The following is a 24,316-nucleotide window of genomic DNA, read 5'->3' as shown; positions in this document are numbered from 1 at the left end:
AAATCCCGACGACCTCGCGGTCGGCCCTTCCACCAGATCGAAGAAACCTGCTTTGGCAACGAAACAGCTGGGGCGATGACAGAACCCGCAACAACAGTCCGACCAGTTCGGCGGGCCGGCCAATGCCCGACGGCAAGCGGCCAGGCCCTGGAGGCTGGAACCGCATCCATCTGATCGTCGAGGATCTTGCGGAGGAGGTTGACCGGTTGCGGGCGGCGAGTCTCAGCTTCCGCAATGAAATCGTCCCGGGTCCAGGCGGATCGCAGATATTGCTGATCGATCCGTCCGGCAATCTGGCGGAGCTGTTTCAGCCGGTCCGGTGAGGGTGCTTGTCGCCGGAAGACAGCGGAACAGCACCCCACGCGATGTAGGCGGCACCGATCATTTCACGCTCAAATTCTTCACCTCGTTGGGCCGGTAGGTGTCCATGGCCGCGCCGTTGCGATCCTCCTCCAACAGCGACTTGCTGCCGAAGGAGGCGCGCAGGCCCACCAGGTATTTGTGGGTCTCGCCGAGGTCGGTTGAACCGATCTTCATCTGCTCCAATTGATAGCGCGCGAACACTGACCACGGTGTGTCGTTGAACCGGTACATGGCCTGGAGAGCGCCGCCGGATACGTCCAGGTTCACCCCCTGGTCCGTTCTGCTGAAGCTGAGTTCCGCATCCAGGCGAAGGTTATCCTGGACGAAGTAGCGTGCGACGGCGCGGACGTTCCATTGGTCGGAGTTGAGGGAATCCTCGTTTGCCCGGCCAAAGGCCGCCTGGCCGTAAAGGGTAAGATTGCCAAAGTAGATCTGGGCTTCCGGACCGACCGCCCAGGAACTCGCCTTCCCGTCGAAATCGCCAAAGTCCACCGACGTATAAGTCGCGAACACACCGGCGGCAAATCTGTCGGGGTCCCGGTAGTATCCGTGGATCGCGCCGCCAACGCCGCCCCAATGAGCGAAATCGTCGTCCCAGATCCGGTCATAGGTAAGGTCGCCCTGGAAGTTCCAGCGCTGGGCGAACGGAATGTTGACGCGGGCGGCGCCCCCTGCGGCGTGCACGGTGTCGCCGATGCTGGTAAAGCGAAGCCCGCCCAGGTAGATCTCGCCGTAGCCGGAAATATGCGGCGTCACCACCGTCTCTCCGGCCAGCGGCTGCGGTGCGTCGGCGGCGTACGCGAACGTCGTGGCGACCAGCGACGCAGCGATGATTGAAAAGCGATGCATTAGGAGCCCCCGAATTCGAATATGCGTCCTGCGGTCCGGACGAATGCCGGGCTCGGTCTTGCATTGTTCGCCGTCCGGCGTCTTGGGCTGGACCGCAGCGGAATTGTCCTGGAAAGCGCTGCCGCACTTGACGCGCCAGTGTGGCCATCCGGCCACCAGCCGACCGGCCTGCTCATTCCTGTCGCCTTTCCCCCCGCCACAAGCAAACCCCGGTGCGAGGCCAGGGTTTCGTGCGGTCTGTCGGATCAGAACTTGTAGCTGAGGCCGACCCGCAGATCGTGCGTCTTGAGATCGACGCTCGTCGCCGTGGGAAGACCGGATGCGATCGAGAGAGCCTTGCTGCCGAAATCGGAGTAGCGGTACTCGACCCGAGCGATCCATTTATCGGTGAAGGCGTGCTCGACGCCGGCTCCAACCGTCCAGCCAACATGGGTGTCGTCGTGGAGCGGTATGTCACCACTGGAGGTGCCGGTGATGCCGATAATTTCATACTTGGCCGCGGCCACGCCCGCAGTGATGTAAGGCAACGTCCGATCGAACGCATAGCCGGCGCGCAGCCGCGCCGACCCCGACCACTGGAGCTCGCTCTTAAGAATAGTGCTGCCGCCATTGGCAAGGGTCGTCAGTCCTTCGACGTTACTGTACGCGATGTCCGCCTCAACACCGAGCACGAAGCGGTTCGCCATCTCCTGATTGAAGCCGATATGGATGCCGCCAATGAAACCGTCCGGATCGACAGGAGCGTTAATATCGGTGCCCCCAATACCACCGCCAGAGATGAAGAGATTGGATTTTCCGGCAGCGTAACCGAAGTGAACGCCGGCATAGAGCCCGGACCAGTAGTAATCGGCGGCAATGGGCAAGGTTTCATTGATGTCCGCCGCGGGCGCCATGCCGACAGATGCGAGAATAACGGCCGTAGCGAGAAGAATCGTTTTCATTGTTGTTTGCTGCCCCCAGGGTGTTGCGCTACCCCGCTGCCGAAATGCTCAGCGGGATCCAGTTAACGTCAAGAGCCCCGATGTTGCATTGTTCGCAGCCCGCGTCTTGGGCTGCACCGCACTGGAATTGTCCCGGAAAGCGCTGCCGCGCATGTCCGGCCAGTGTGGCAGTTCGGCATCAGCCGACAGGCGCGCGCTCACTCCCGGCGACCGCGGCATTGGCGCCTCCCCGGCTCACGTCGGCCGGCGTTTTTTCGTTTCCGGCACAAGCAAGAAACCCGGCGCGAGGCCGGGTTCCTACCTGTTCGCGCAAACAGAGATCAGCATTGCTACGCGCTAGCCCTGGCCGGCGAACTATCTGGCGCTGCTCGGCGTCGAGCCGAAGCGGCGGCGGAAGCAGCGGTTGAAATAGGAGACGTCTGAGAAGCCGCTCAGCAGCGCGATCTCGCTGATGCGCATACGGTCGTTGCGCCTGTCGGAAAGCATGCGATGGGCCCTTTGCAAGCGCAATTCGAGAACGCGCTCGGCGAAGCTCACCCCGCTTTCCTGCAAGAGGTCATGGACATAGCGGGGCGAGAGCCGCAACTGCTGGGCAACGCGCTGGGCCGAGATGGACGGATCGGCGAAATTGTCCCTGATCTTGTCGAGGATTGCCTGGAGCCTTGCCGCGCGCAGGCCGCGCATGCCAGCGAGCTCGGCGGGCTCGCCCTTGGCGCCGGTTACCAGGCCGATCAGATCGACGATCGTTTCGGTGGCATGGGTGACAAGGTCCGGCGACACCAGAGCCGGACCAGCTTCCAGGAAGTTGCAATAGCGCCTGAGCATGCCGAGCGCCTCATTGTCGGCCGCCACGGTCAGTGCCAGCCGGTCCTCGACATGGGCGAAGGCACTCTCCAGGATCTCGCGCGGAACGACGATGTTGGCCCAGACATTGCTGTCGCCGCCGCTCATTTCCAGCGCCTCCGAGGCAGATACCAGCGCGGCTTCGCCCTTGCCCACGCTGTAGTCGCGGCCGGCCTGGGCGCCGCTCAGCCTGGTGTCGCCATGGTTGATCAAGAGGAGATAGCCGTCGCGGCCGTCGTCGGCGATGTTGCGGGCCTTGCGGCTGGCATGCCGGATGGTTCCGGCCATCTGCCCCAGCACCACCGGCCCGACGGGCGTGGCTTCGATCTCGGCCGCGAATGGCTGGTTGGCCGCGATGGCATATTCGACCGACCATATCTCGGCGACGTGGATGTCCTGCCAGAGCGCGAAGCGCGCGCGGTCGTCGAGATGCCCAGGCAGGTCGAGCGACGAGAAGACGTTCTTTTTCAAGAGCAACCTGGCCTTTCTGCGCGCGCGTCTTCACTTGGACGGGCACCGTATTGGACCAGTTCACATCTTGTCCAGAGCCGCAAAATATCTATGCATGCCAGGACAATTCCGTTGCTGTTCTGGACAAGAACTCACCCGAATTTCATCGACCCGATCGGAAAATTTCAAGAATACTCGGAAATGTCAGCTCGAATCGGCGGCGCCCTGCCGATCGTAGCGGAAAGCGGATCCAGGCTGTGGAGCCGGCGGCAAAGCCGCCAATCTCCCCCACGTGGGATCCCTCGTGGGGGAGATCAGTCGCCCATTCTCTTTCGCCAATCTCCAACGTCGGCTACCAGTCCAACCCGAACACCAGCTTGCGAAATGCAGGCCGCCGGCGGCCATGTGAGTGTAGGCCTCGGTTGCCTCGTTCTGCGAAAACACCTTGTCGACGACCGATCAGCTCCAGCAGCTTGCCGTCCCAGTCGGGTCGCGCGGTAGTTGATCAGGTGATCGGCGCCGAGCGCCTTGGCCCGATCGAGCTTCTCGTCCGAGGACCAAGTAATGACGGTGGCCCCGGCCGCCTTGGCGAGCTGCAGCGTGAAGATCGAGACGCCGCCCGTGCCGAGCAGCACGACGACCGAGCCCGGCCCGACATCGGCGGCACGGAGCGCGTTCCAGGCAGTGGTGCCGGCGCTCGGCAAGGTCGAGGCTGCAATCCGCGCTTCGGAAAGGTGTTAAGCGCCATTTCCTTCGCATTCCCGAGGATGCCACGCCATCATAAGTCCTGTATGGTCGCCACATGTCTCGGAGGGCGACCATGCAAAACGGATTGGCAAAATTCATCATGGCTGCTCCCATCGCGGCCACCCTGCTGGCCGCAGCGCCCGCCCATGCCGCCTCCTGCGCCTGGTCCGCCAAGATGGAAGAAGACGAGGGCGGCAGCGTGATGACGGCGTCGGTCTGCGGCGGGCCGAAGGGCGATGCGTATCTGATGCTGGCCTGCTTCGACAAGCCGGTGCTGAGCTATGATCTCGGCGCCGGCGGCGGACAGCTCGAGCCCGGCATCAGCGGCTCCTTCACCTTCAAGGCCGGAGGCAAGAGCGTGACCAAAAAGCTCGTGCTGGAGGCGATGTACAATTACTTCACGGCAGACCTCTCCGGCCCTTCCGACCCGCTGCTGGCGCTCTTGCGCGGCAAGGGCGAGGTGGCGGTTTCCGACGACAAATATGGCGAGATCAGCTTTCCGCTGAAAGGCTCAGGCGCCGCAATCGGCAAGGTGCTGGCAGCGTGCGGCAGGGGTTCAGGCGGCGAGGCGGACTGATGCCTGAGCGCGCGCCGGCGCCTGCGCGTTCCGTCGCTTTTCACGCCGTGCTTTGGAACGGCCATCGAAGAGCTTGATCTGCTGCTCGCCGGGCGTGTGAAGCGCGCCGACCACCGCATCTATCCATTCCCTCTCGTGGCCCTTGGGAATGCCCACCTGCTCGCCGGTCACCATCACTGCTTCGAGGATGTCGCGCAGCCACTGGCGGGTTGTTATGTGGTTGCGCGTCGGTGGCCAGCCCCATGGCGAAACCTTCCATCCCGCACCATATGACTCGCGCCGGCAATGATTGTCCTCGCGACAAGCGTGATCGATCCGAGTTATGCCGGCAAGGTGGTCCATCCCGGGCCGCCGACGCTCCTCGCGAGGCCCTTTGCGGCGTCGCGCGACCCTGTCACCGGCCGCGACACAGGAGCTTTATCCATGAATCCGATCACCCTTTTCCTCACCGCTGTCTTTGCGCTCATCGGCGCCGGCGCCGGCGCGCTTGCCGGGCCATGGGCGGGCGTGCCGTTCTTCGTCATCGCGGCGCTGATCGCCGCCTCGCTGAAGATGGCCAACACCTGGCAGCGCTTCGTCGTGCTGCGCGCCGGCAATCTGCTGGGTGTGCGCGGTCCCGGCCTGTTCATGATCGTCCCGGTCCTCGACAATGTCGTGGCGGTCATCGACCAGCGCATCCAGACCACCGCCTTCAACGCCGAGGAGGCGCTGACCAGGGATACCGTGCCGGTGAATGTCGACGCCGTCATCTTCTGGCACGTCCATGACGCGCGCCAGGCGGCGCTGGAAATCACCAACTACCGCGAGGCGATCGACCGCGTGGCGCAGACCTCGCTGCGCGAGATGATCGGTTCCTCGATGCTCTCCTCGCTGCTTGCCGACCGCCAGGCCGCCGACGCGCATCTGCGCGACGTCATCGGCGCCAAGACGGCCCAATGGGGCATCACCGTGATGTCGGTCGAGATCCGCGACGTCGCCATCCCCGTGGCGCTGCAGGACGCCATGTCGCGCCAGGCACAGGCCGAGCGGGAGAAGGAAGCGCGTGTCATCCTGGGCTCAGCCGAGGCCGAAGTCGCGGCCAAGTTCGTCGAGGCCGCCACCACCTATGCCGATCATCCGGCGGCGCTGCAACTGCGCGCCATGAACATCATCTATGAGACGACCAAGGAGCGAGGCGCCACCATCCTGATCCCGACCGGGCTGGTGGACAGCCTCAACCCAGCAGCGGCACTGGTTCAGGCCGGCGTGCTGAAAAGCGCAGCGTAGGGAGATTGCATCCTCCCGACGCATCATAAAAATCCGGTCCGGCTGATGCGCCATAATGCGCCAGCCGGACCGGATTTGTCTTCGATGATCGATGGAACCTCAGTAGTCGGAGCCGCCCTCGACGACGACCGGACGATGATGGTGCCGGTGGCCGATCGAACCGGTGACGACGACGGTGTCGTCACGGCGGTGATGGCGGTGACGCCAGCCGCGTTCGCCATTGTCATAGAAGGCGACCGTGCCGTGATGGCGGTGGTGCAGGCGGTGGCCTTCCTCATTGATGATGACCGCCGGGCGGTGGTGGTAATGATGCCTGTGATGCGTGCCGATGACGATATCGGCCTCGGCCGCGGAAGCCACGGCGGGGGCGGCGACACAGAGCGCCAGGGCAGCAAGAAGCACTGTTTTCATTGCTCTTTTCCTAATTTCTGATCATCCCTTCGCCGGGGTAAACCGCTGCCCGCCGCTTTGGTTCCGGGGCAAGGCGGACATCGCCATCCGCTTCCGGCGCTCGATCGAGATCAGGTGGGAGGATGGGCCGGTGCCGCAGTGGATGGGGTTCGTTGGGGTAGCCGAGGCACCGGCCGAAAGCGGAATGGGCACCGCCGCAAGGCAAAGATAGTCTTCGCGGCCGGCGGCGAAATTACGCGATCACGGAAGCCTGGAATCTCTCCCAAGGAAGATCACTCGCTCCTTCGTCCAGCCACCGCAATCACCGCTGCGACCACCACCAGCATCGACGCCGCGGCGAAGGTGAACCGCATTCCGCCGGCAACCGCCTCAGGCGGCGCCGCCGCGATGTTCCCCGTCCCCACGGCGAAGGCGAACACCGCGCCCATCACCGCCGTGCCGGTGACGAGGCCGAGATTGCGCGAGAGGCTGAGCATGCCCGACACCACGCCGCGCTCGTTCCTGTCGACATCGGCCATGACGGCCGTGTTGTTGGCCGCCTGGAAGAGTTGATAGCCCGGCGTGAGCAGGATGATCGCCGCCGCGTAGCCGGCAACGCCGAAGAGGCCTGGCAGCGCGGCCAGCGCGACGCAGCCGGCGCCCATCAGCATCAGCCCGGCGGTGACCATCGCCGCCGCGCCGAGGCGGTCGACGACGCGCCCGGTAATGACGCCGCACAGTGCCGAGACGACAGGGCCGATCGACAGTACGGCCCCGGTTGCCGCGTCGCCGAGGCCCAAGGCGCGCGACAGGAAGAACGGGCCGACGACCAGCGTCGCCATCATCACCGTCGAAACCAGCGCGTTCATGGCGAGGCTCGGCGCCAGCACCGGGTCGCGCAACAGCGCGAGCTTGACCAGGGGCGATGCCACCTTGGCCTCAACGACAACGAACAGCACCGCGCCAGCCGCGGCGGCGCCAAGCAGCGCGATGTTCAGGCCGCCGAAATGGCCGCGCCCCATGGTCATGGACAACGCATAGGCGGCAAGCGTGGCGGCAAGCAGCAGCGTGCCCAGCATATCGAAACGACCCCTCGCCTCGCCATGGACACCTGTCGCTCGTCGGACGATGCCTGCTGCTTCGCCGGCGGGCATCGCCCGGCGGACGATGCCAGCCGCTTCGCTGGCGGGCATCGCCGCTGGAAGGAAGCGCCAGGCGGCGAGCAGCGCGACGGCGCCGAGCCCGGCGTTGACGAGGAAGATCGAGCGCCAGCCGAGGGTGGCGATCAGCACGCCGCCAAGCGAAGGCCCCAGTGCCGTGCCGATCGCCGACATGGTGCCGAGCAGACCCATGGCGCTGCCGGTGCGTTCCTTCGGCACCGCCTCGCCGACGAAAGCCATCGTCAGCGCCATCATCGCCGCCGCGCCCAGGCCTTGCACGGCGCGGGCGCCGATCAGAAAGGCCAGCGACGGCGCGAGCGCGGCGGCAAACGAGGCGGCGCTGAACAGCGCCAGGCCAACAATCAGCAGCGGCCGGCGGCCGACGAGATCGCCAAGGCGCCCGACGATGACGTTCAGCGCGGTGATAGCGAGCAGATAGGCCAGCACCACCCATTGCACCGCCGCAAAGGACGCCGCGAAGGCCAGGCTCAGCGTCGGCAGCGCGACATTGGCGATGCTGGTGCCGAGCGAGGAGACGAGCATGGCAAGCGACAGGCTGGCCAGCGCGCCAGCCGCCGAATGGCTTCCAGGCGCGGCGCGGGTTTCGGCGATGTCGGCCATGATCTTCTCCGTCGATTGAACTTGCCGGGGAAGATAAGCGCGCATTTGACATGGCGGAACGCGCAGCGTTTGCACTTGAACAGTGCATCAAACGCCATGTCCGTTTGACGGATCCATGCTATGGTCGCGCCATGTCGCGACCCGATCTCAACCTGCTCGTCACGCTGGATGTGCTGCTTGCCGAAGGCAGCGTCGCCAAGGCCGCGCGGCGCCTGAAGCTCAGCCCCTCGGCGATGAGCCGGGCGCTGGCGAGGCTGCGCGAGACAACCGGCGACCCGCTTCTGGTGCGCGCCGGACGCGGCCTGGTGCCGACGCCGCGCGCCATCGAGCTGGGCGCCGAGGTCGGCCGGCTGGTGACGGAAGCTGAAGCGGTGCTGCGGCCGGCCGAACGGCTCGAGCTTGTGCGGCTCGACCGCAGCTTCACGCTCCGCAACAGCGACGGTTTCGTCGAGAATTTCGGTCCGGCTCTGCTCGCCCGCGTGGCCGAGGAGGCGCCGGGCGTGCAATTGCGCTTCGTGCCCAAGCCCGACAAGGACAGCGGCCCGATGCGCGGGGGCGCGGTCGATCTGGAGACCGGCGTGGTCGGCGGCTCGACCGGACCCGAGATACGCGCGCAGGCGCTGTTCCGCGACCGCTTCGTCGGCGTCGCGCGCGCTGGCCATCCTTTGAGCGAAGGCCGCATCACCGCCGCCCGCTTCGCCGCCGGCCGACACATATTGATCTCGCGCCGCGGCCTCGACCGCGGCCCGGTGGACGACGCCTTGGAACGCGCCGGGCTGACGCGGAAAGTCACGACCGTGGTCGGCGGCTTTGCCGAGGCACTGGCGCTGGCACGCGGCTCCGACCTCATCGCCACCGTGCCGGAGCGCTATACCGGCACCCTGCGCGAGGGCCTGTTCACCTTCACGCTGCCGGTGAAGCTCGCCGCGCTGACGATCTCGCTCTTGTGGCACCCGAGGCTCGATGCCGATCCGGCGCATCGCTGGCTGCGCGGGCTGGTGAAAGAGGTGTGCCGCCTTTCCTCTCCCTCCTTTCACCACGGCGAGGAACCCTTGCCCTGATACGCCAGCCCCACGGAACCAACCGCGCATTGCAGGCGATATCCCTATAAATATTAGCCATAACTAATGTATACTATCGCACGCAGGACAAACCATGTCTGTCATGGAACCCGCGGCGCAATCAGCGCGTTGCCGGGCGCCTGTGAAACAGCCGGAGGTTCGCTTGAGCGAATTCAGGAAGTTCGCCTGCCCCCGGTGCCTGGGCGCCGGCAAAGTGTTCGAGTGCGGGAAGCAGGTGGCGTCGAACGGCACATGCTGCCCCTCGGGTGCATTGCACGACAATTGCCCGGGACAACTGGTTTCCTGCCGGGCCTGCAACGGAACCGGCCTGCGCGGCTACAGCGCGCCCTCCAATGTACAGGCTTCTCGGATCAGCTGATGGCCGGGCGTGGGAATCTTGCATTTTATTCGCCATTTCTAATATAAAAGGCACTTGCGCGAGAAGCGAAACGGCGGGCGCCCTGGAGACGCGCATGAAAACCTATCGCGTCGAGGAAATAGACGGCGAAGCCGTCGTCGCGGTGCATTCGGCGGAAGCCAAGACGCCTTTCGAGGCGGCTGAGAAGGCGCTTGGCCGGAAAGTCACGTTGCGTGCCGGCGCCGACAGGTGGGTCCGCGTCGTCGACCTCACCGAGCGGCCGAGGCCGGTCAGGCTCAGGCCCACGATCTTCGAATTCAAAGCAATCGGACAGAGGAAATAGGCAATCCGTGGCTTTGAACGCTTCGCACTTTTCCCGGAATTGCTTTTAGGGCGTTCAACGTTTCACGGAAACGGCGAAACGCCCTATCTCTTTATGCAATTCCGACGGAAGGCTACGGCGAAGTCGCTGAGCCCAATCGCTCACACTCTTCCTGGAATTGCTTGTTGGTGGTCGCAATTCCGCACGGAAGACCGTTGCGCACTTTTCCTGGAATTGCTTGTTGTTGGTCGCAATTCCGGACGGAAAACCGCTACGCATTTTTCCTGGAATTGCTTCAGGTGCTGGCGCCGCCCATCAGCGCGGCGACCAGGGTCGCCAGAAAGACAAGCAGCCCCAATGCGACCCGATCCAGCCATGACCGCCGTCTGGCAAGAACCTCGAACAACCGATTGGCCATCGCAACTTCCCCCATTCGTTGGCGACATTCTATCACGTCTTTCATGAGCGGATCATGAAATGGCACACAAATGGGTCCGATGTCGTTTTCAACGGCGAGACCCGTCTTCGCCGGGCGCCAATGCTGCACTGCCGAATTGCACCCAAAAAAAGTCGGGGTCGAAGTGACATGCCGGCCGGCGAAAAATCAGCCTATTCAAGCGGATAGGCATATATGTGCGGCGCGGCCTGGTGGGCATCGGAAAAGCCCGGAATTCCGCTATTTCGGGGCTTCTTGGCTTGGCCCCGGCATGACCGCAAAGCGTGCTTCGGGCACCAAAAGGCGGCTAAAAAGGCGCTCCCGGGCCGCTCGCCGGCGGCGTTGACAGGACACCGCGCCAATGGCACTCCGCAAACCACTGGTCACGCCATGACCGTTGCTGTTGGGGACGGACGGGGTTTCAGCAGCTTGGCGGCGGCGCCGGACGGGCGGGCACCTTCGAAGTGTACCGCCCGCTCCTGGCCGGTCCAGATTTCAGCTTTAAAAGTGCTTGCTTTAAAACCGATCAAAGGTGCGGCGCGTTCCTGAGAAACTCAGAACGTGAAGCCCGAGGATGGCACTGCGGCGGTCACCGCCGAAAGCCTGTCACGTCTGGCAAGCGTCGGTTTGCGATATGGCTTCTTCATCGGCTGTCTCGGCCCGGTCGACGATGAAATCAGGACAGCAAGATATGCCCGGCGTCCGCCGCGTCAAGCGGAGGGATAAATTTGGCGGAAGGATAATTCGGCGAGCGCGTAAATTTGGCTGGCGAGCCGATCGGCTCGCCAGCCAATGTGATCGGTGCGCCTGTGTTACGGCGCGGGATTCGAGGCGTTCGCGACGACGCTCGACAGCTTCTGGCGCTTCGACAGCACCGGCTTCTCGTAAGTCTTCTTCATGGGAAGCCCCTTTGCGCCGCCCCCCGATGGAACTTTACGACCGCGTTAGGGTCAACCCGAGTGCTGCAGCCAATGGCGGTCGAACACGTCGAGGATGGCGCGGAACTCTCCCGGCGGAATCTGGATAGCGCCGTCATCGCTGTAGGCGTCAAGGAACTGGTCGAGCTGCCGGTCGACCGCTTCCGGATGTTCCAGGCCGATACCGAGGCTTACCAGGTCGGCGGCAATCGAACCGCCGGCCGGCAGGTACCCGCCCCATGTCGCGGCGCCGGTTGCCGCATCGCGCAGCCGCACCAGCAGTATCCGGGTCAGCGAGGGCTGCGCTTCGGGACCAATGACGGCCGAGCCGCACATATAGCCGCCGAGCACGCTGACCGGCTGTGTCTGCGGGAACAGGCACAGGAAGAACTGCGTGTCGCCGCCGACATCCTTGAGATGCAGATAGACACCGCGCTTTGCCGGCATCACCGGGCCGACGAGTTGCAAGTGCCCCGTCGGCAACGTCTCGCCATAGGTAGCCGTCAGCCCATGCACGCCTGGCCCGGCCTCGATCGACAAGCGGCCCTTGATCAACTGGCCGCGATAATAGGGCGACCAGGCGCGAGAATAGCATGCATAGGTTCCGGCAAGCCCGGAGCCGGCGCCGCGCTCGTCATGCGAGGAGGCATCGAACTGCATGCCGGCGCGTCGCTCCAGCTCGGCGCTGTCGACGCCGTGGCGGGCCGCGATGGCGGCGGTGAAGGCCGGTAGCTCGCTCTCGGCGATCCAGGCGCCGGACTGCTCCAGTTCGAGCAGCCTCGCCCAGTCGTCATAGACGCTCATCTGTCGCGGCCGCGCGCGGCCTTGCAACCATTTGTCGGCGCGGCCGAGATCGAACGCAGTGTTCGGGTTGACGGCGCGGAACGCCGCCGCCAGGTCCTTGCGGGTCACCGTTCCCAGCAAGGCCGAAGTCAGCCTTAGTTTTTGCGCGATTTGCTGCGCCATGCAAAAGGTCCCCGATGTTCTTCGCCACCTAAGCAGTTCGGCGTTCCGGCGGGAATCGCCGAGCTTCTCCGACGCTCCTGGCTAGCGCGCCGGCAAACAATCTCCATTCCCGGCGGCGGCGTTTGTTTTCCATCCACTAATATTACTGGAATTCCAAAGAATTCCACAGTGTTCCGCGCGCGTGGCCTTCGCGACGAGACAAGCGGCGCTAGGGTCGCTTCGGGGTGAATCCAGGGAGCTGCCATGAAAATCCTTCTATCCACGCTTGTTATGGCACTTGCGCTGTCGCAAGCCGCCGAAGCCAAAACGAAAATCCCGTTGACCGAAACAAAGACCGGCGCCGAGAAGAGCCGGCAGCCGCTCGATCAGACGGCCACCGGCGGCATCGTGCCTTCGGCCGGCCCGACGTCGAAGAGCGCCGAACCGGGCCAAGCCTATCCGCAGCCGCTGGACCTTCACTTCTAGAGCAATTCCGGAAGCCGTGCTCGACGGTTTTGGTCCGCTACCGCGTAAGACAAAAGGTAGCCATTCCGGGGACCCATAGCCGGTTCATCATCCGGGATCGGCGGGGAAAAGCAGCGGCCGGACGGCCGAACCAACAGCCGCCAGCCTGACGGCTGGGGGCTTGGCGCCGCCGGCGGGGGCGGCGCCTGCCCGCGCGGATGCAAGGCCACGATCCGCGCGGGTCAGGCTTCCGGCCAGTCGCCCCAGATCATTCTTCTGCAGATCCAAGCCGTTCTTGACGAAGGGCCAGCGAACCGGAAAGCTCGGACACGGCGCCGCGATGGCGCTGTGCGAGAAGGAAGGCCGTGCCATGCCGGGTGCCGACGAAAAGCTTGCCGCGCTCGGCATCGTACTGCCACCGCCGCTGAAACTGCCGCCGGGCATGGTGCTGCCCTTTCCCTGGGTGAATGTGCGCGGCGACCGCGCCTATGTCTCCGGCCACGGGCCGCAGGAGCCGGACGGCTCGCTTGCCGGCCCGTTCGGCGCGGTCGGCGAGAGCGTGTCGCTGGACGAGGCGCGGGCTTCGGCCCGCAAGGTCGGACTGTCGATGCTCGGCAGCCTGAAACGCGAGCTCGGCAGCCTCGACCGGATCACGGGCTGGTGCCGCGTCCACGGCATGGTCAATTCGGCATTGCGCTTCACCGAGACGCCGGCGGTGATGAACGGCTTTTCGGAGCTCATCCTCGAGGTCTTCGGCCCTGAGATCGGCCGTCACGCCCGCACCGCCATCGGCGTCGCCGCCCTGCCCCTGAATTTCCCGGTCGAGATCGAGGCCGAAGTGATGATTGGGGGGTGAGCCTCCCTTGGTTCCAGCACAGCTTGACCAGGCCGTGGTCGGCGCGATAGGCGGGCCGAGGCCATCCAACCGATGAAAGACCCGCCATGACGGACCCTATCGTGAAAGACAGCAACGGCACGCCGCTGAAAGACGGCGACTCCGTGACCCTCATCAAGGACCTCAAGGTCAAGGGCACGTCGGAAACGATCAAGCGCGGCACGCTGGTGAAGAACATCCGGCTCAACGGCGATCCCGGCGAGATCGAATGCAACACCAAGCAGGTCAAGGGCCTGGTGCTGAAGACAGAGTTCCTGAAGAAGGCGTGATGGCAGGGGAGATCGGGAGGGCCGCCCTCGCCCTCCGCTTATGTTGCACCGCGTTAGATTTGTTGCATTGCGATATCGGCGCGTAGGGCCGAGGCTTTAGGGCAGGCGGGATACGAACGAGCATCGTGAGGTTCGTATTCGTGTCAACACCTGCGCAGGATTTCCGGCCCGACATCGAAGGCTTGCGGGCGGTGGCCGTGGCGGGCGTCGTCGCCTTCCATTTCGGCCTCACCGCGCTGCCCGGCGGCTTTGCCGGGGTCGACATCTTCTTCGTCATTTCGGGCTATCTGATCACCCGCCATCTCGCCGCCGAGATTTCCGAGACCGGCCGGCTCGACCTTTTGCGTTTCTACGCCCGACGCGCGCGGCGCCTGCTGCCGGCGGCGCTTTTCGTCATCGCCGCGACGCTCTGCGCCGGCGCGCTCATCCTGTCGCCGGAGGAGCAGGCGCTTTATTCCAAGGGTGCGATGTTCGCCTCGGCCTATATGATCAATCTGTGGCTGATCCGCTGGTCGTTCGACTATTTCGCCAATGACGCCACGAGCAACCCGTTCATCCATTACTGGTCGCTGTCGGTCGAGGAGCAATTCTATCTCGCCTGGCCGGCGCTTTTGCTGCTGGCCGCCTGGATGAAGCCCGGCAAGCGCGCCATCATGATTGCGATCGGCGCCGTCGGCCTCGTCTCCTTCATCGCCTGTGCCTGGCTGACGAGCGTGTCGCAGCCCTGGGCCTTCTATTTTTCGCCGCTGCGCGCATGGGAATTTGCCGCCGGCGGCCTCGTATCGATGGCGCCGGCACGGCTGTTGCAGGAGCGCCCGCTGCTGGGGCGGGCGTTAAGCCTGACCGGCCTGACGATGATCGGGGCCGCATATCTCACCTTCAGCGAGGACGCTCCCTTCCCCGGCTTTCTGGCGCTTCTGCCGGTTGCCGGCACGGTCCTTCTGCTCAAGGCGGGAGCGGCCGGCGCCAGGGACGGCTCGCGCAATTCCGAATGGAATTGCGTGAATGCCGCCCTGGCGCTGCCGCCCTTACAATGGATCGGCAAGCTCTCCTATTCGCTCTATCTGTGGCATTGGCCGGTCATCGTCTATGCCAGCATGCTGGCGCCGGAGCTGACGCCGGCCGAGCGGCTGCTGTGCCTCGCGGTGACGCTGGCGCTCTCCATTCTCAGCTATCATCTCATCGAGAACCCGATCCGTCGCAACGGCTGGCTGATGGCCAGTGCGGCGCGGGCGCTGGTGCCGGCCCTCCTCCTGACCGGCACCGGCGTCGCAGCCGCCTATGGCAGTGCCAGGCTTGCCGTGCACGACCTCGATCCGGAACAGCGCATCATCGCCGCCAGCGCCGCCGAACCGTCGACGGCCCGGGCCAAAGCCGGCTGCGTGCAGGATTACCAGAGCGTGACGCCGAAGCCTTGCGTGTTCGGCGATGGCCAGCGCCTGATCGCCCTCTTCGGCGACTCCCATGCCGACCATTGGTCGACGCCGCTGATCGAGGCGGGCCGGAAGAATGGCTACCGGGTGGTGACCTGGCTGAAGAATTCCTGCCGTGCCTCGCGCATCAGCGTCTGGTCGTCCGAGCTCAAGCGTCCCTATAGCGAGTGCGACCGCTGGCGCGAGCAGGCGATCGCCGAGATCATCGAGGCGAGACCGGCGCTGGTGGTCATCTCGGAGCTGGCGCTGACCAGCGGCCGCAAAATGGCCGGCCGCGGCGGCGACACGCGGAGCCAGGACGCCGACTGGCGGGCCGGCCTGCGCTCCACCCTCACCAGCCTGAGCAAGGCGGGGCTCAAGATCGCCTTCATCCGCGACGTGCCGTTCAACAACGCCAATGTCGACACCTGCGTGGCGCGGGCGCTGTGGCGGGACGAGACGCCCTCGCGCTGCGACCAGACGCGCGCCTACGCCGCCAACGACACCATGGCGGCGGTGGAACGCGACATCGTCGACAGCATTCCCAACGCCGCTTACGTCGACCTCACCGACCGCTTCTGCAGCGCCACCATTTGCCACGTCTTCATCGACGGCAAGCTCGCCTTCCGCGACCAGCACCATATGGCGACGCCATTCGCGGAATCGTTGGAGCCGGAGGTGGAGAAAAGGGTGATCTCGAAGGTGGGGCGCTGAAGCTGTCAATCTCCTCCCTCGTGGGGGAGATCAGCAGGTTCAGCGCAGCCCCCTACTCTACCACGACGACGAAATGCTTGGTCACCGGCTCGAGGATCTTCCAGGTGCCCTTGAAATCGGCCTCGACGACGAAGGCATCGCCGGCGCCGACCTCGACCGGCTCGCCGCCGTCGGGGGTGATGATGATGCGGCCGGCGATCATGTGGACGAATTCATAGTCGGTGTAGGTGGCGTGATAGGTGCCGGGCGAGGCGCGCCAGGTGCCGGACATCACCTTGCCGTCTTCGGTGGTGTGCTGCACGGCCGTCTGCATGGTCGGCGAGCCTTCGACAGCGATCCAGCCCGGCAGGTCGCCGCCTTCGGCATGCTCGACGGGGCCGAATTTGAGAATGGTGGGTCTGGTCATCGGATGCTCCTCGGGTCGCCGGAATTGGCTGGGGATGAGATAGCCGATGGCGGCATGCGGTGCACGCGGCGATGCGACAAAGCGAGGCGAAGCGGCGACGGATGCCTACGGAACCGATAGCTGGCTGAGGCGATAGGCAGTGGCATATTAGCAACACTTAACAGGCGTCGCACAGAGTTTGCGGCATCGAGCATCACTGTCCCGTTTCGGGACTGGCATCAGCCTTGCTATAATGAGTATTGCCGGTGTCCTCCCGCCGGTCCTGATCGGGGGATCAGGTCTTAAATCTCGCCGGGCGTGTGGGCTTTGGGCACCAGGGGCAAGCCCGGCGAGTTTTCTTTCTTCATTGTCATGCCGACTGGCGGGCGCCCCGCCCTTCCTCCGCGGCCTGCAATTGCTTCCGGCGCGCCGGCTGGCGGTGGCGGCGGTGGGCGGGTTTTCAACGTGACCGCCGCCTTGTTCGAAAGCGCGCCGGTCACCGCGTCGACCATGCCGAAGGCGACGATCTGTCGGGCTGGGTCGCGGTCGAAGGCTTGCCGACCATGCAGACGGGCGGGCAGTACACCATCGAGCCTCCCTGCTGCCTGGCAATGATCAGAGATATTTCGCCGGCGTGCGACGCGCCGCCGCCCGGTCGGTTGCAGATACGCTAATAAATATCTGAGCTCATTGCCTTACGGAGAGGCAGCAATGCGCCGGACCAAGCGGCTGGCGCCGCGGCCAGTGCCTTGTCCAAGGGCGGCAACCCGACGGTTTTCGGGAACATGCACCGCTCGAAACCGTTGTCTTGCCGAAGGGGCGTCCTGCAAACTCAAGGAGGCAGCGATGAAAAAGCTTCTGCTTGCTTCGATGATCGCCATCGCCTCGGCGTTCGCGATCGCGCCGGCCAGCGCCGGCGGCGTTCAGCTTGGTATCGGCATCGGGCCGGGCTATGATGACGACTATTATGGCGGCTATTATCCGCACCGCTACTACCGCCACGTCTACAATGACGATTACGACAATGGCGGCTATGTGGTGCGCTACCATCACCGCTATCATCGCCATCATTGCCGCACCGAACTGGTGACCCACTGGCGCCGCCACCACCGCGTGGTGGAGGAAATGCGGGTGTGCGGTAACGGCTACAACCGCTACTAAGCGAGCCAACGTGGATCGCGCGGGAACCGCCTCCGGCGTCCCGCGCGATCGCCGATCCCGCCCCGGGGCGGCTCCCGGCGCTCACAAAGCCTTCAAATCTTGCTGATTGCGCGACGCGGCCGGACTTTTTCGGCGTGCCGCGCGTTATCATGGCGAACCTCAGGAGAAGGCTTGCCATGCGCAAATTGGTGTTTGCCTCGCTGCTCGCCCTGGCTTCGGCTGCGACCACCGTCATGCCTGCGGATGCAGGCAATGTATTCCTCGGCGGCAGTTATTTCGACTACGGCCCATTCGGCGATTTTTACGACAGCTACGGCTCCGTGCCGGTCTATGGCTCTTATTGGGGCGGCCCCTATCTCAACTACGCCCCCGGTGAGCATGACGACCATGACAGCTTCTATGTCGCCCCGCCGAATGCCGCACACGCCCGCCGCCATTGCCGGATCGAAATGGTAAGAACCCGCAGTCATGACCATCGGTTCATGCGGCAGGTGCGCGTCTGCGGTTAGCCATGTCCACCGCCGGCGGGTGAGTGCGACTTCAAATCCCGATGATTTTCCGGCAGGCGCGCCAGTTCCTTGGCAGCCTTTCGGCGCGCCAAGCGTTGTCGATGCGAACCTTCAGGAGGAGGTTGCCATGAAAAAGCTTCTACTCGCCTCCGCAATCGCCCTCGCGTCGGCGGTGGCCACGGTCGCGCCGGCAGACGCTCAGGGATTCTTCGGCCTCGGTATCGGACCGTTTGGCGGCTATCCGTTCTACGGCGGCCCGTTCTACGGCGGCCCGTTCTATGGCGGCCCGTTCTATGATTACGGCGGCCGCTATTACGGCCCGCGCTACTACGACGATTATCCCGGCTACGTGGTCCGCTATCCCCACTACCGGTACCATCGGTATCATAGACATTACTACGTCTATCCCCACCGGTATCACCACAGGCACCATTACCGGCACCATCACAGGCTCTACGGGCGCAGGTAGGTAGCAGCGGCCGCACACCGACAAGCTGATCTTCCCCCTGTGGGGAGATCAGCCGCTTGCAAATCCCCGCCGAAACGCCATCTAAGTCGCCGGTTCAAGGAGAACGAAAGGTGACGCAGCGAAGCGGCAGCGCCGACCTGCCGCTGCATGGCGGGCGGGTCCCGAAGTGGCTGGGCGAGCGCATGACGAAGCTCGGCGCCGTGCTGTGCGAAGCGATCATCCACCATTACGGCCGCGACGAGCTTCTGCGGCGCCTGGCGCATCCCTTCTGGTTCCAGTCTTTTGGGGCCGTGATGGGCATGGACTGGCATTCTTCCGGTATCACCACCTCGGTCATCGGCGCGCTGAAGCGGGGGCTAAATCCGCTCAGCAACGAGCTCGGCATCCATGTCTGCGGCGGGCGCGGTGCGCATTCGCGCAAGACGCCCGGCGAGTTGCTGGCCATCGGCGACCGCGTCGGGCTTGACGGTGAGGCTTTAGCCATCGCCAGCCGGCTCGTCGCCAAGGTGGACAGCGCCGCCGTGCAGGACGGCTACGACCTTTATCTGCACGGCTTCATCGTCACCGATGACGGGCGCTGGGTAGTGGTGCAGCAAGGCATGAACGGCGACGCCCGCCAGGCGCGCCGCTATCACTGGCTGTCGGAAGGGCTGACCAGCTTCGTCGACCAGCCGCATGCGGCGATCGAGGGCGAGGCCCAAGGGCAGATCGTCAACCTCACCGACCGTCGCGCCGAAAAAGCCCGCGGCGGCCAGATCGAGCTGCTCAAGACCATGAGCCCGGAAAAGATCCTCACCGAGCTTGCCGTGCTGGAACCGCGGCCCGAACCCGAGCCCGCCGCGCAGCCGCTGCTGCCCAACCTCGTCATGCCGACGCATCACGACGTGCGCGAGAGCGACATCGTCATGCGCCGCCTGCACGGCAACATCGCCTCGGCCATCGAAAGCGGCCCGAAGGATTTTCCCGAATTGCTGCTGGTCCCCGGCGTCGGCCCGCGCACGGTGCGGGCGCTGGCCATGGTTTCGGAAGTGGTGCATGGCGCACCCTTTCGCTTCTCCGACCCGGCCCGCTTCTCCCTCGCCCATGGCGGCAAGGACCGCCACCCCTACCCCGTGCCGCTGAAAGTCTATGACGAGACGATTTCCGTGCTGAAATCGGCGGTGGGGAAGGCAAAGCTCGGACGCGGCGAGGAATTGGAAGCGCTCAGGCGGCTGGACGGCGAGTCACGCCGGATGGAGCGCTACGTGACGGGGCCGAGCTTGAAGGAGATCGTCGCCGGCGAGATGGACCAGTCGCATTTGCTGGGCGGGAGGAGCGTGTTTGGGTGGGAGGGGAAGCCCCAGGGGTGACTAAGGGATTTCCAAGATGGGCTGTAGCGTGCGGCTCAGAAATAGAGGGTTTGCGTAGTGATTGAATCGACTTCAGATTCGACCCGTACCGAAAGCTCGCGCGGGCTACTTGGAAGAGCAAGTTTGATGCGAACATCAAGCGGGACGCCCGAAATCTAGCGGAGCTTCGTGAACAAGGATGGGAAGCCCTTGTCATTTGGGAGTGCGAGACGTCAAACGAAACCGCCTTGCGGGCTCATCGGGCGAGATTTCTGACCGATTGAGCTATGCTATGCAACGAACACATCCGCTCGATGGTGTGCCAAGTACCCTTGCTGCGCCGCGTTGAAGGCGCCGGTGCGCCAGATGGCGGGTGCTTCTGAGAAGCCGAAGCTCTGCATCACCAACTGATCGAATCCGAGGCGCTGCAAATCCGCTCTATCGACGCGGGAGGACACGCGTACCTCGCCGCTGTCTTCGAAGCTGATGAATCCGCGGTCGAACAGATGGTCGGCGTCAGGCGTCAGCAGCAGGCCGTTCATGCCGTCGAGGCGCTCCTGTGCAGAAGTGCAGAGTCGCCAAGGTCTGATATGGCTTGCGATCAACAGCGAAGGGTTGGTTATGCCGGTAAGGCGGCAAGCCCCCTCCACAGCCTCGACATTGGCACGAAACTTCCCTTGCCCGCGACGAGCTTGAATGACGCTCTTCTTCACTGTGTCTTCGAGTTGAAGGTCTTCGAGGATGCGACGTTCGACCGTGTCTTCTAGAATTTCGTTGACCACCTCAAAGGTCAGGCTATTGGCGCCGCCACGCGTCAACCCTTCTCGGTTGAAAGCGGCACCGGCGACAATGGCGTGAAATACTTCCGATGAGACGCCAGCGAGATAGGCCTTCTGATTGCCCGATCCGGAGACTGGATGGATGGGTGAATAGCGGGTCGGTAAAAGTGGCCCCAATTCGCCGATCATGGCCTTTGGACTAACAGTCGGCTCAAGCGGCGTCCAATAGACGGGCAGCAGCCAACCTTCCTGGTTCCAATAGGCTCCGGTGTTTTTGAATTCCTCTGGCTTGGGCGCCGTGAAGGCAAACTCCGTTACCCGCCCGACATAGCGCACCGCCTGGTCGAAATAAGACAGCACCAAATCCCCGGGCGTTGCCCGGCGCATATTCTTGTAGAATTCGCTGCGCGCGCCATTTCTCTCGGTCTTGGGCGACCAAAGATATTGCCCGTCGATCTCCTGCCGGGCCGTCTGACTGTGATTGACCCACCAGAACTGCGGCATCATGCTGTATTGTTTGAGCAACTGCTGGCCAAATTCTAGGCTAGGCTGCCGATTTGTTCAATGCAGCCCTTACCCCGCCTTCCTCCCCATCATCCCATAGTGCACCGCGAGCAGGTCCAACCCGACCTTCAGCAGCTTGACCACCACGTCGCGCCCTTCGCCTGTGCGTTCGCCGATGGCCTTCACCGACTGGCCTTCGAGGCAGATCTTGCGCACCACATCCGCCACCTCCCAATGGGCGAGCGCAGCGGCAGCGTGGGCATAGGCTCGGCCGGCTGACAGCACTCGGTCGGGGACGCCGCCGCCGACGCGGCCGCCGTCGACGCGCTCGCTCCAGGATTGCGGCTGCAGGCCTTCGCGCTGGCTGCGCTCGAAATCATCGCGGAAGCGCCCTCCTGCCTCGCGCTGCTGCCTGCTGAGCGAGGTGATGCCCACCAGCGGATCGACATTGCGCAGGCGCACGACGCCGCCGGTGGAGGTGTAGCCGCCGTTCGACACCTCATAGACGCGCCGCGCCTCCGCAGTGCCGGTGGTGAGGCGCTGGCGGCCGAAGGGGTCAGCCTTCAGCGCGAAGTCGTGGCCGACCTCGCGGCGGATGCGCACCTGCTCGGCCTCGCCTTTGGGGAGTTTCGGGGGTTGCGGTTTCTTGGCGGCTTTGCGGGGCATGGAGCAGTCCTTTGTGGGTGGCGGGGTGGGTGGCTAACGGGAGAGGCTGAGTTCCTTCGCGCATGGATCAAGGTTCCTCGCCCCACGAAGTGGGGAGAGGTGGCGCGGCGAAGCCGCGACGGAGAGGGGTCCTTTCGTGGAGCGCCAAACTCGACAGCGGGTTCTCGCCGCGCGGCGTTTCGTCCTGCCGTCGTCGGCGCCTCTCCATCCGCTTCGCGGACACCTCTCCCCCCGCCATCGGCGGGGCGAGAACACAAGCGGGGATACGCCTCGCCTCTCACATCCCCCTCCCGCGATGGCCGTGGAACCTGGCATGGTGGTGCGCGCAGTAGGAGCGCGCGGCCGACGTCGGCAGGCCGCAGCACAGCATGTCCGGTGCCGGGCGCGCGCCAGCGGGATCGTGTTCCGGCGTTTCGCGCAGCGCCAGATCGAGCGGCGCGCGGCAGCGGCCGAACAGGCAGTCGAGGAAACGCATCGCCGCGACATGCGGCTGGCGTCCGGGGTTTACCGGGGGCGGCGGCGCGGGCAGCTTGTAACGCTGCGCTTCGGACTTCTCGCGCCCGCCGGGGGTGAGCCAGGCCGGCGGCAAGGTGCGCGCGGGTTTGCGGGGTTTGGGTTTCTTGGGCTTGGGGGCGCGGGCGGTGACGGCGTCCGTTTGTGTGGTGATGCCACAGGCTGAGAGGTCGGCCGGACAGCGCTCCCCTCTGTCCTGCCCGTCCTCCGCAGCAGTTGCGCTACAGCTGCGGAGGGTGGACCGGGCATCGCCCCCAGTTGGGCGGAGATCAAGCACTTCGGCGCCGGCGCCTTCCGCCAACTCGGCGTATCTGGCAAGTGCTGCAGGTTCGGAGAGCGTCACGCTTCCAGCGGCTACCCTGGCGCGCCGGCCGGGGCGATCCGGCCGTGCGGCATGCTTCCTCGGCCGGCCGCCGGCGCGGCCGCCCTTGGGGTTGGCGAAGCCGATGGCGCTCAGGCCCGCGTTGCGGTGGACGATGCCGATGATGGCGTTGCGCGAGACCGGAGCGCCGCGCAGGGCGCTGAAGCGGCCGGCGATGCGCGAGGCCGAAAGCCCCTCCTTCAGCCAGGTGGCGATCTCGTCGATTTCCTTTTGCGTGTAGGCGGCTGCCATTCTTCTCATTCCATTTTCTTGTCGAAGGCGCGGACAAGCGCCAGGGTTCGGCCGCGAGGCCGCGGTCAGGTCAGCGATCGGTTGAAGTCAGGCGGCGCCGGTCAGTCGAAGCAGCGCTGCCTCGGCCGCGGCGCGGGTCAGGCCCGACACCGCAAGACCCGTCGCCCGGTCGAACAGGATGACGGTTCCGTCCTCGGTGCGAATGCAGGATGCGCCGCCATAAGTGGCGGCCGGAGCCGGGGGAGGAACGGCTCCGGCCGCTCCGGTGAACCGGGGTGCGGGCGGTTCGACCGGATCCGGGGCAAGCGCCCCGGAAAGCGCCCGGACCGGGGAGGAGGACGGTCCGGGCGATTGGAATTCATGGATCGAGGGAGGCGCGTTCATGCCGCCTCCCCTTGCATGGCGGCCGCGGCGCGGCCGGCCAGCCATTCGTAGCTGACGCCGGCGATGCCGTGCCTGCGGCTTGCCGCCATCACATGCGGCCAGTGCTGCGGCGCGATGCGGCCGCGCCGGCGCATCTGCCGCGCCGCCTCGTAGCCGCAGCCGACATCGGCGGCGAAGGCGCCGATGCTCCGCGAGGAATCAATAAGCTCCGGAATGTCGGCGGGCTGGGCGGATCCGCCGGCGAGCGATGCGGAAGAGCTTGCGGAATGTACGATCATGCGTTAAGCGTACGTTATGTACGAATGACGCGCAAGCAAAATCGTACACTTTGGACGATTATTTTCAGGCATTTTGTACGATGATGGAATCCCGGCACAGATTGCAGCAGGCGCGCGCCCAGGCCGGCTATGCCTCGCCCAGCGATGCGGCGCGGGCCTTGCGCGACATCAACAAGAACACGCTGATCAGCCATGAGAACGGCAACCGGCCATTGTCCCGGAAAGCGGCGGAGAAATACGGCCGGCTGTTCGGCGTCGACCCCGGCTGGCTCCTGTTCAATGCCGATGGGGCGGAAGCGGCGCCCGTCAGCCTCATGCCCTCGCCCGTCACCGTCGACGTGCCGATCGTGTCGTGGATCAGCGCCGGCGAGCTCGGCAGCCAGGACAGCGTGGTCAACCTCTCCGACTATCCGACCATCCCCACTGCCGACCTCGAGGAGGGCGAATGGATCGCGCTGCGCGTCGACGGTCCGTCGATGAACAAGATCTCGCCGCCGGATTCGATCATCTTCGTCAATTTGCGCGACAAGCGGCTGGTGACCAATGGCTGCTACGTGATCTCGGACGAGACGGGACGCGCCACCTACAAGCGCTACCGCCCGAACGACAACCCGCCCTTCCAGCCGGCGTCCTATATGGATATCCCGCCGCCGGAGCTGGAGGGCGCGATCACCATCATCGGGCGGGTGAAGCGGTCGATGATCGATATGTGAGCCGTTGGGAGCG

The 24,316-nt window shown here is 64.8% G+C and carries 27 protein-coding genes and 2 pseudogenes; 14 read left to right on the top strand and 15 right to left on the bottom strand.

The window, feature by feature from the left end; all coding sequences use genetic code 11:
* Positions 1-92 precede the first annotated feature (92 nt).
* Positions 93-323: pseudogene (locus tag FJW07_RS05865) on the top strand (VOC family protein); the annotation flags it as partial.
* Positions 324-381: 58 nt separating this feature from the next.
* On the opposite strand, the gene FJW07_RS05860 reads toward FJW07_RS05865, so the two are convergent.
* The 4 genes and pseudogenes from FJW07_RS05860 to FJW07_RS32360 all read right to left on the bottom strand — a co-directional run.
* Positions 382-1,212 carry a hypothetical protein gene (locus tag FJW07_RS05860; protein WP_140645436.1) on the bottom strand — a complete coding sequence of 277 codons (831 nt, stop codon included), beginning with the start codon at positions 1,210-1,212 and terminating at the stop codon, positions 382-384.
* A gap of 245 nt (positions 1,213-1,457) precedes the next feature.
* Positions 1,458-2,153, bottom strand: a complete 696-nt coding sequence (locus FJW07_RS05855) for an outer membrane protein (RefSeq protein WP_140855047.1) — start codon at positions 2,151-2,153, stop codon at positions 1,458-1,460.
* 354 nt (positions 2,154-2,507) lie between these two features.
* A complete protein-coding gene (locus FJW07_RS05850) occupies positions 2,508-3,467 on the bottom strand; it encodes an AraC family transcriptional regulator (RefSeq protein ID WP_140652146.1) in 960 nt (319 codons plus the stop codon).
* 331 nt (positions 3,468-3,798) lie between these two features.
* Positions 3,799-4,162: pseudogene (locus FJW07_RS32360) on the bottom strand (zinc-binding dehydrogenase); the annotation flags it as partial.
* Between the two features lie 104 nt (positions 4,163-4,266).
* On the opposite strand from FJW07_RS32360, the gene FJW07_RS05840 reads away from it, so the two are divergent.
* Positions 4,267-4,770: a hypothetical protein gene (locus FJW07_RS05840; RefSeq protein WP_246680673.1), complete on the top strand. Its 504-nt coding sequence runs from the start codon at positions 4,267-4,269 to the stop codon at positions 4,768-4,770.
* Here FJW07_RS05840 and FJW07_RS05835 read toward each other — a convergent pair.
* A complete protein-coding gene (locus FJW07_RS05835; protein ID WP_140855044.1) occupies positions 4,750-5,112 on the bottom strand; it encodes a hypothetical protein in 363 nt (120 codons plus the stop codon). The two genes, FJW07_RS05840 and FJW07_RS05835, sit on opposite strands and share 21 nt — an antisense overlap.
* Positions 5,113-5,193: 81 nt before the next feature.
* Here FJW07_RS05835 and FJW07_RS05830 point away from each other — a divergent pair, with 81 nt between their 5' ends.
* The gene (locus tag FJW07_RS05830; protein ID WP_140652150.1) at positions 5,194-6,036 is read left to right on the top strand and encodes a slipin family protein; all 843 of its coding nucleotides are present in this window, start codon (positions 5,194-5,196) and stop codon (positions 6,034-6,036) included.
* Between the two features lie 99 nt (positions 6,037-6,135).
* On the opposite strand, the gene FJW07_RS05825 is transcribed toward FJW07_RS05830, so the two are convergent.
* Both FJW07_RS05825 and FJW07_RS05820 read right to left on the bottom strand, forming a co-directional pair.
* A complete protein-coding gene (locus FJW07_RS05825) occupies positions 6,136-6,447 on the bottom strand; it encodes a hypothetical protein (RefSeq protein ID WP_140855041.1) in 312 nt (103 codons plus the stop codon).
* 272 nt (positions 6,448-6,719) lie between these two features.
* Entirely contained in the window at positions 6,720-8,207 is a 1,488-nt protein-coding gene (locus tag FJW07_RS05820; protein WP_140855038.1) for an MFS transporter, read from the bottom strand.
* A 131-nt stretch (positions 8,208-8,338) separates the two neighbouring features.
* On the opposite strand from FJW07_RS05820, the gene FJW07_RS05815 reads away from it, so the two are divergent.
* Positions 8,339-9,268: a LysR family transcriptional regulator gene (locus FJW07_RS05815; protein WP_140855035.1), complete on the top strand. Its 930-nt coding sequence runs from the start codon at positions 8,339-8,341 to the stop codon at positions 9,266-9,268.
* Positions 9,269-9,741: 473 nt separating this feature from the next.
* A complete protein-coding gene (locus tag FJW07_RS05810; RefSeq protein WP_140645428.1) occupies positions 9,742-9,969 on the top strand; it encodes a hypothetical protein in 228 nt (75 codons plus the stop codon).
* A gap of 274 nt (positions 9,970-10,243) precedes the next feature.
* On the opposite strand, the gene FJW07_RS32260 is transcribed toward FJW07_RS05810, so the two are convergent.
* The gene (locus FJW07_RS32260; RefSeq protein ID WP_263497842.1) at positions 10,244-10,366 is read right to left on the bottom strand and encodes a hypothetical protein; all 123 of its coding nucleotides are present in this window, start codon (positions 10,364-10,366) and stop codon (positions 10,244-10,246) included.
* Positions 10,367-11,334: 968 nt separating this feature from the next.
* Positions 11,335-12,267, bottom strand: coding sequence for a hypothetical protein (locus tag FJW07_RS05795; RefSeq protein WP_140652162.1), 933 nt, complete (start codon positions 12,265-12,267; stop codon positions 11,335-11,337).
* 318 nt (positions 12,268-12,585) lie between these two features.
* Here FJW07_RS05795 and FJW07_RS05790 point away from each other — a divergent pair, with 318 nt between their 5' ends.
* The 4 genes from FJW07_RS05790 to FJW07_RS05775 all read left to right on the top strand — a co-directional run bounded on the left by FJW07_RS05790 (position 12,586) and on the right by FJW07_RS05775 (position 16,001).
* Complete coding sequence (locus FJW07_RS05790) at positions 12,586-12,732, top strand: hypothetical protein (protein ID WP_246680672.1); 147 nt, start codon at positions 12,586-12,588, stop codon at positions 12,730-12,732.
* A 349-nt stretch (positions 12,733-13,081) separates the two neighbouring features.
* Complete coding sequence (locus FJW07_RS05785) at positions 13,082-13,567, top strand: RidA family protein (protein WP_140855184.1); 486 nt, start codon at positions 13,082-13,084, stop codon at positions 13,565-13,567.
* An 86-nt stretch (positions 13,568-13,653) separates the two neighbouring features.
* On the top strand, positions 13,654-13,875 hold the full coding sequence (locus tag FJW07_RS05780) for an alkylphosphonate utilization protein (RefSeq protein ID WP_140855033.1): 222 nt from the start codon (positions 13,654-13,656) through the stop codon (positions 13,873-13,875).
* Between the two features lie 140 nt (positions 13,876-14,015).
* A complete protein-coding gene (locus FJW07_RS05775; RefSeq protein ID WP_140855030.1) occupies positions 14,016-16,001 on the top strand; it encodes an acyltransferase family protein in 1,986 nt (661 codons plus the stop codon).
* 52 nt (positions 16,002-16,053) lie between these two features.
* Here FJW07_RS05775 and FJW07_RS05770 read toward each other — a convergent pair whose 3' ends face one another.
* Positions 16,054-16,407: a cupin domain-containing protein gene (locus tag FJW07_RS05770; RefSeq protein WP_140855027.1), complete on the bottom strand. Its 354-nt coding sequence runs from the start codon at positions 16,405-16,407 to the stop codon at positions 16,054-16,056.
* Between the two features lie 825 nt (positions 16,408-17,232).
* On the opposite strand from FJW07_RS05770, the gene FJW07_RS05765 reads away from it, so the two are divergent.
* The 4 genes from FJW07_RS05765 (at position 17,233) to FJW07_RS05750 (ending at position 19,874) form a co-directional block, all read left to right on the top strand.
* Entirely contained in the window at positions 17,233-17,547 is a 315-nt protein-coding gene (locus FJW07_RS05765) for a hypothetical protein (protein WP_140855024.1), read from the top strand.
* A 176-nt stretch (positions 17,548-17,723) separates the two neighbouring features.
* Positions 17,724-18,056, top strand: coding sequence for a hypothetical protein (locus FJW07_RS05760; RefSeq protein ID WP_140645420.1), 333 nt, complete (start codon positions 17,724-17,726; stop codon positions 18,054-18,056).
* A 127-nt stretch (positions 18,057-18,183) separates the two neighbouring features.
* Positions 18,184-18,525 (top strand): hypothetical protein, encoded by a 342-nt coding sequence (locus FJW07_RS05755; protein WP_140855021.1) that lies wholly within the window; start codon positions 18,184-18,186, stop codon positions 18,523-18,525.
* Positions 18,526-18,635: 110 nt separating this feature from the next.
* Positions 18,636-19,874, top strand: a complete 1,239-nt coding sequence (locus FJW07_RS05750) for a DUF763 domain-containing protein (protein WP_140855018.1) — start codon at positions 18,636-18,638, stop codon at positions 19,872-19,874.
* Positions 19,875-20,143: 269 nt separating this feature from the next.
* On the opposite strand, the gene FJW07_RS05745 is transcribed toward FJW07_RS05750, so the two are convergent.
* The 5 genes from FJW07_RS05745 to FJW07_RS05725 form a co-directional block, all read right to left on the bottom strand.
* Positions 20,144-21,139 (bottom strand): HNH endonuclease, encoded by a 996-nt coding sequence (locus FJW07_RS05745; protein ID WP_140855015.1) that lies wholly within the window; start codon positions 21,137-21,139, stop codon positions 20,144-20,146.
* Between the two features lie 66 nt (positions 21,140-21,205).
* Positions 21,206-21,802: a DUF6456 domain-containing protein gene (locus FJW07_RS05740; RefSeq protein ID WP_140855013.1), complete on the bottom strand. Its 597-nt coding sequence runs from the start codon at positions 21,800-21,802 to the stop codon at positions 21,206-21,208.
* A 277-nt stretch (positions 21,803-22,079) separates the two neighbouring features.
* The gene (locus tag FJW07_RS05735; RefSeq protein ID WP_246680671.1) at positions 22,080-22,937 is read right to left on the bottom strand and encodes a GcrA cell cycle regulator; all 858 of its coding nucleotides are present in this window, start codon (positions 22,935-22,937) and stop codon (positions 22,080-22,082) included.
* A 78-nt stretch (positions 22,938-23,015) separates the two neighbouring features.
* A complete protein-coding gene (locus FJW07_RS05730; RefSeq protein WP_140652181.1) occupies positions 23,016-23,312 on the bottom strand; it encodes a hypothetical protein in 297 nt (98 codons plus the stop codon).
* Positions 23,309-23,590, bottom strand: coding sequence for a hypothetical protein (locus FJW07_RS05725; RefSeq protein WP_140855010.1), 282 nt, complete (start codon positions 23,588-23,590; stop codon positions 23,309-23,311). The genes FJW07_RS05730 and FJW07_RS05725 overlap by 4 nt, the downstream gene beginning before the upstream one ends.
* A gap of 80 nt (positions 23,591-23,670) precedes the next feature.
* Between FJW07_RS05725 and FJW07_RS05720 the strand changes: the two genes are divergently transcribed.
* The gene (locus FJW07_RS05720) at positions 23,671-24,303 is read left to right on the top strand and encodes a S24 family peptidase (protein WP_140785085.1); all 633 of its coding nucleotides are present in this window, start codon (positions 23,671-23,673) and stop codon (positions 24,301-24,303) included.
* The last annotated feature ends 13 nt before the right edge of the window (positions 24,304-24,316 follow it).

The sequence above is a fragment of the Mesorhizobium sp. B3-1-9 genome (genome assembly GCF_006439595.1).
In the GTDB taxonomy this organism is placed as follows: Bacteria; Pseudomonadota; Alphaproteobacteria; order Rhizobiales; family Rhizobiaceae; genus Mesorhizobium.
This window is presented reverse-complemented; position numbering and strand designations above follow the sequence as displayed.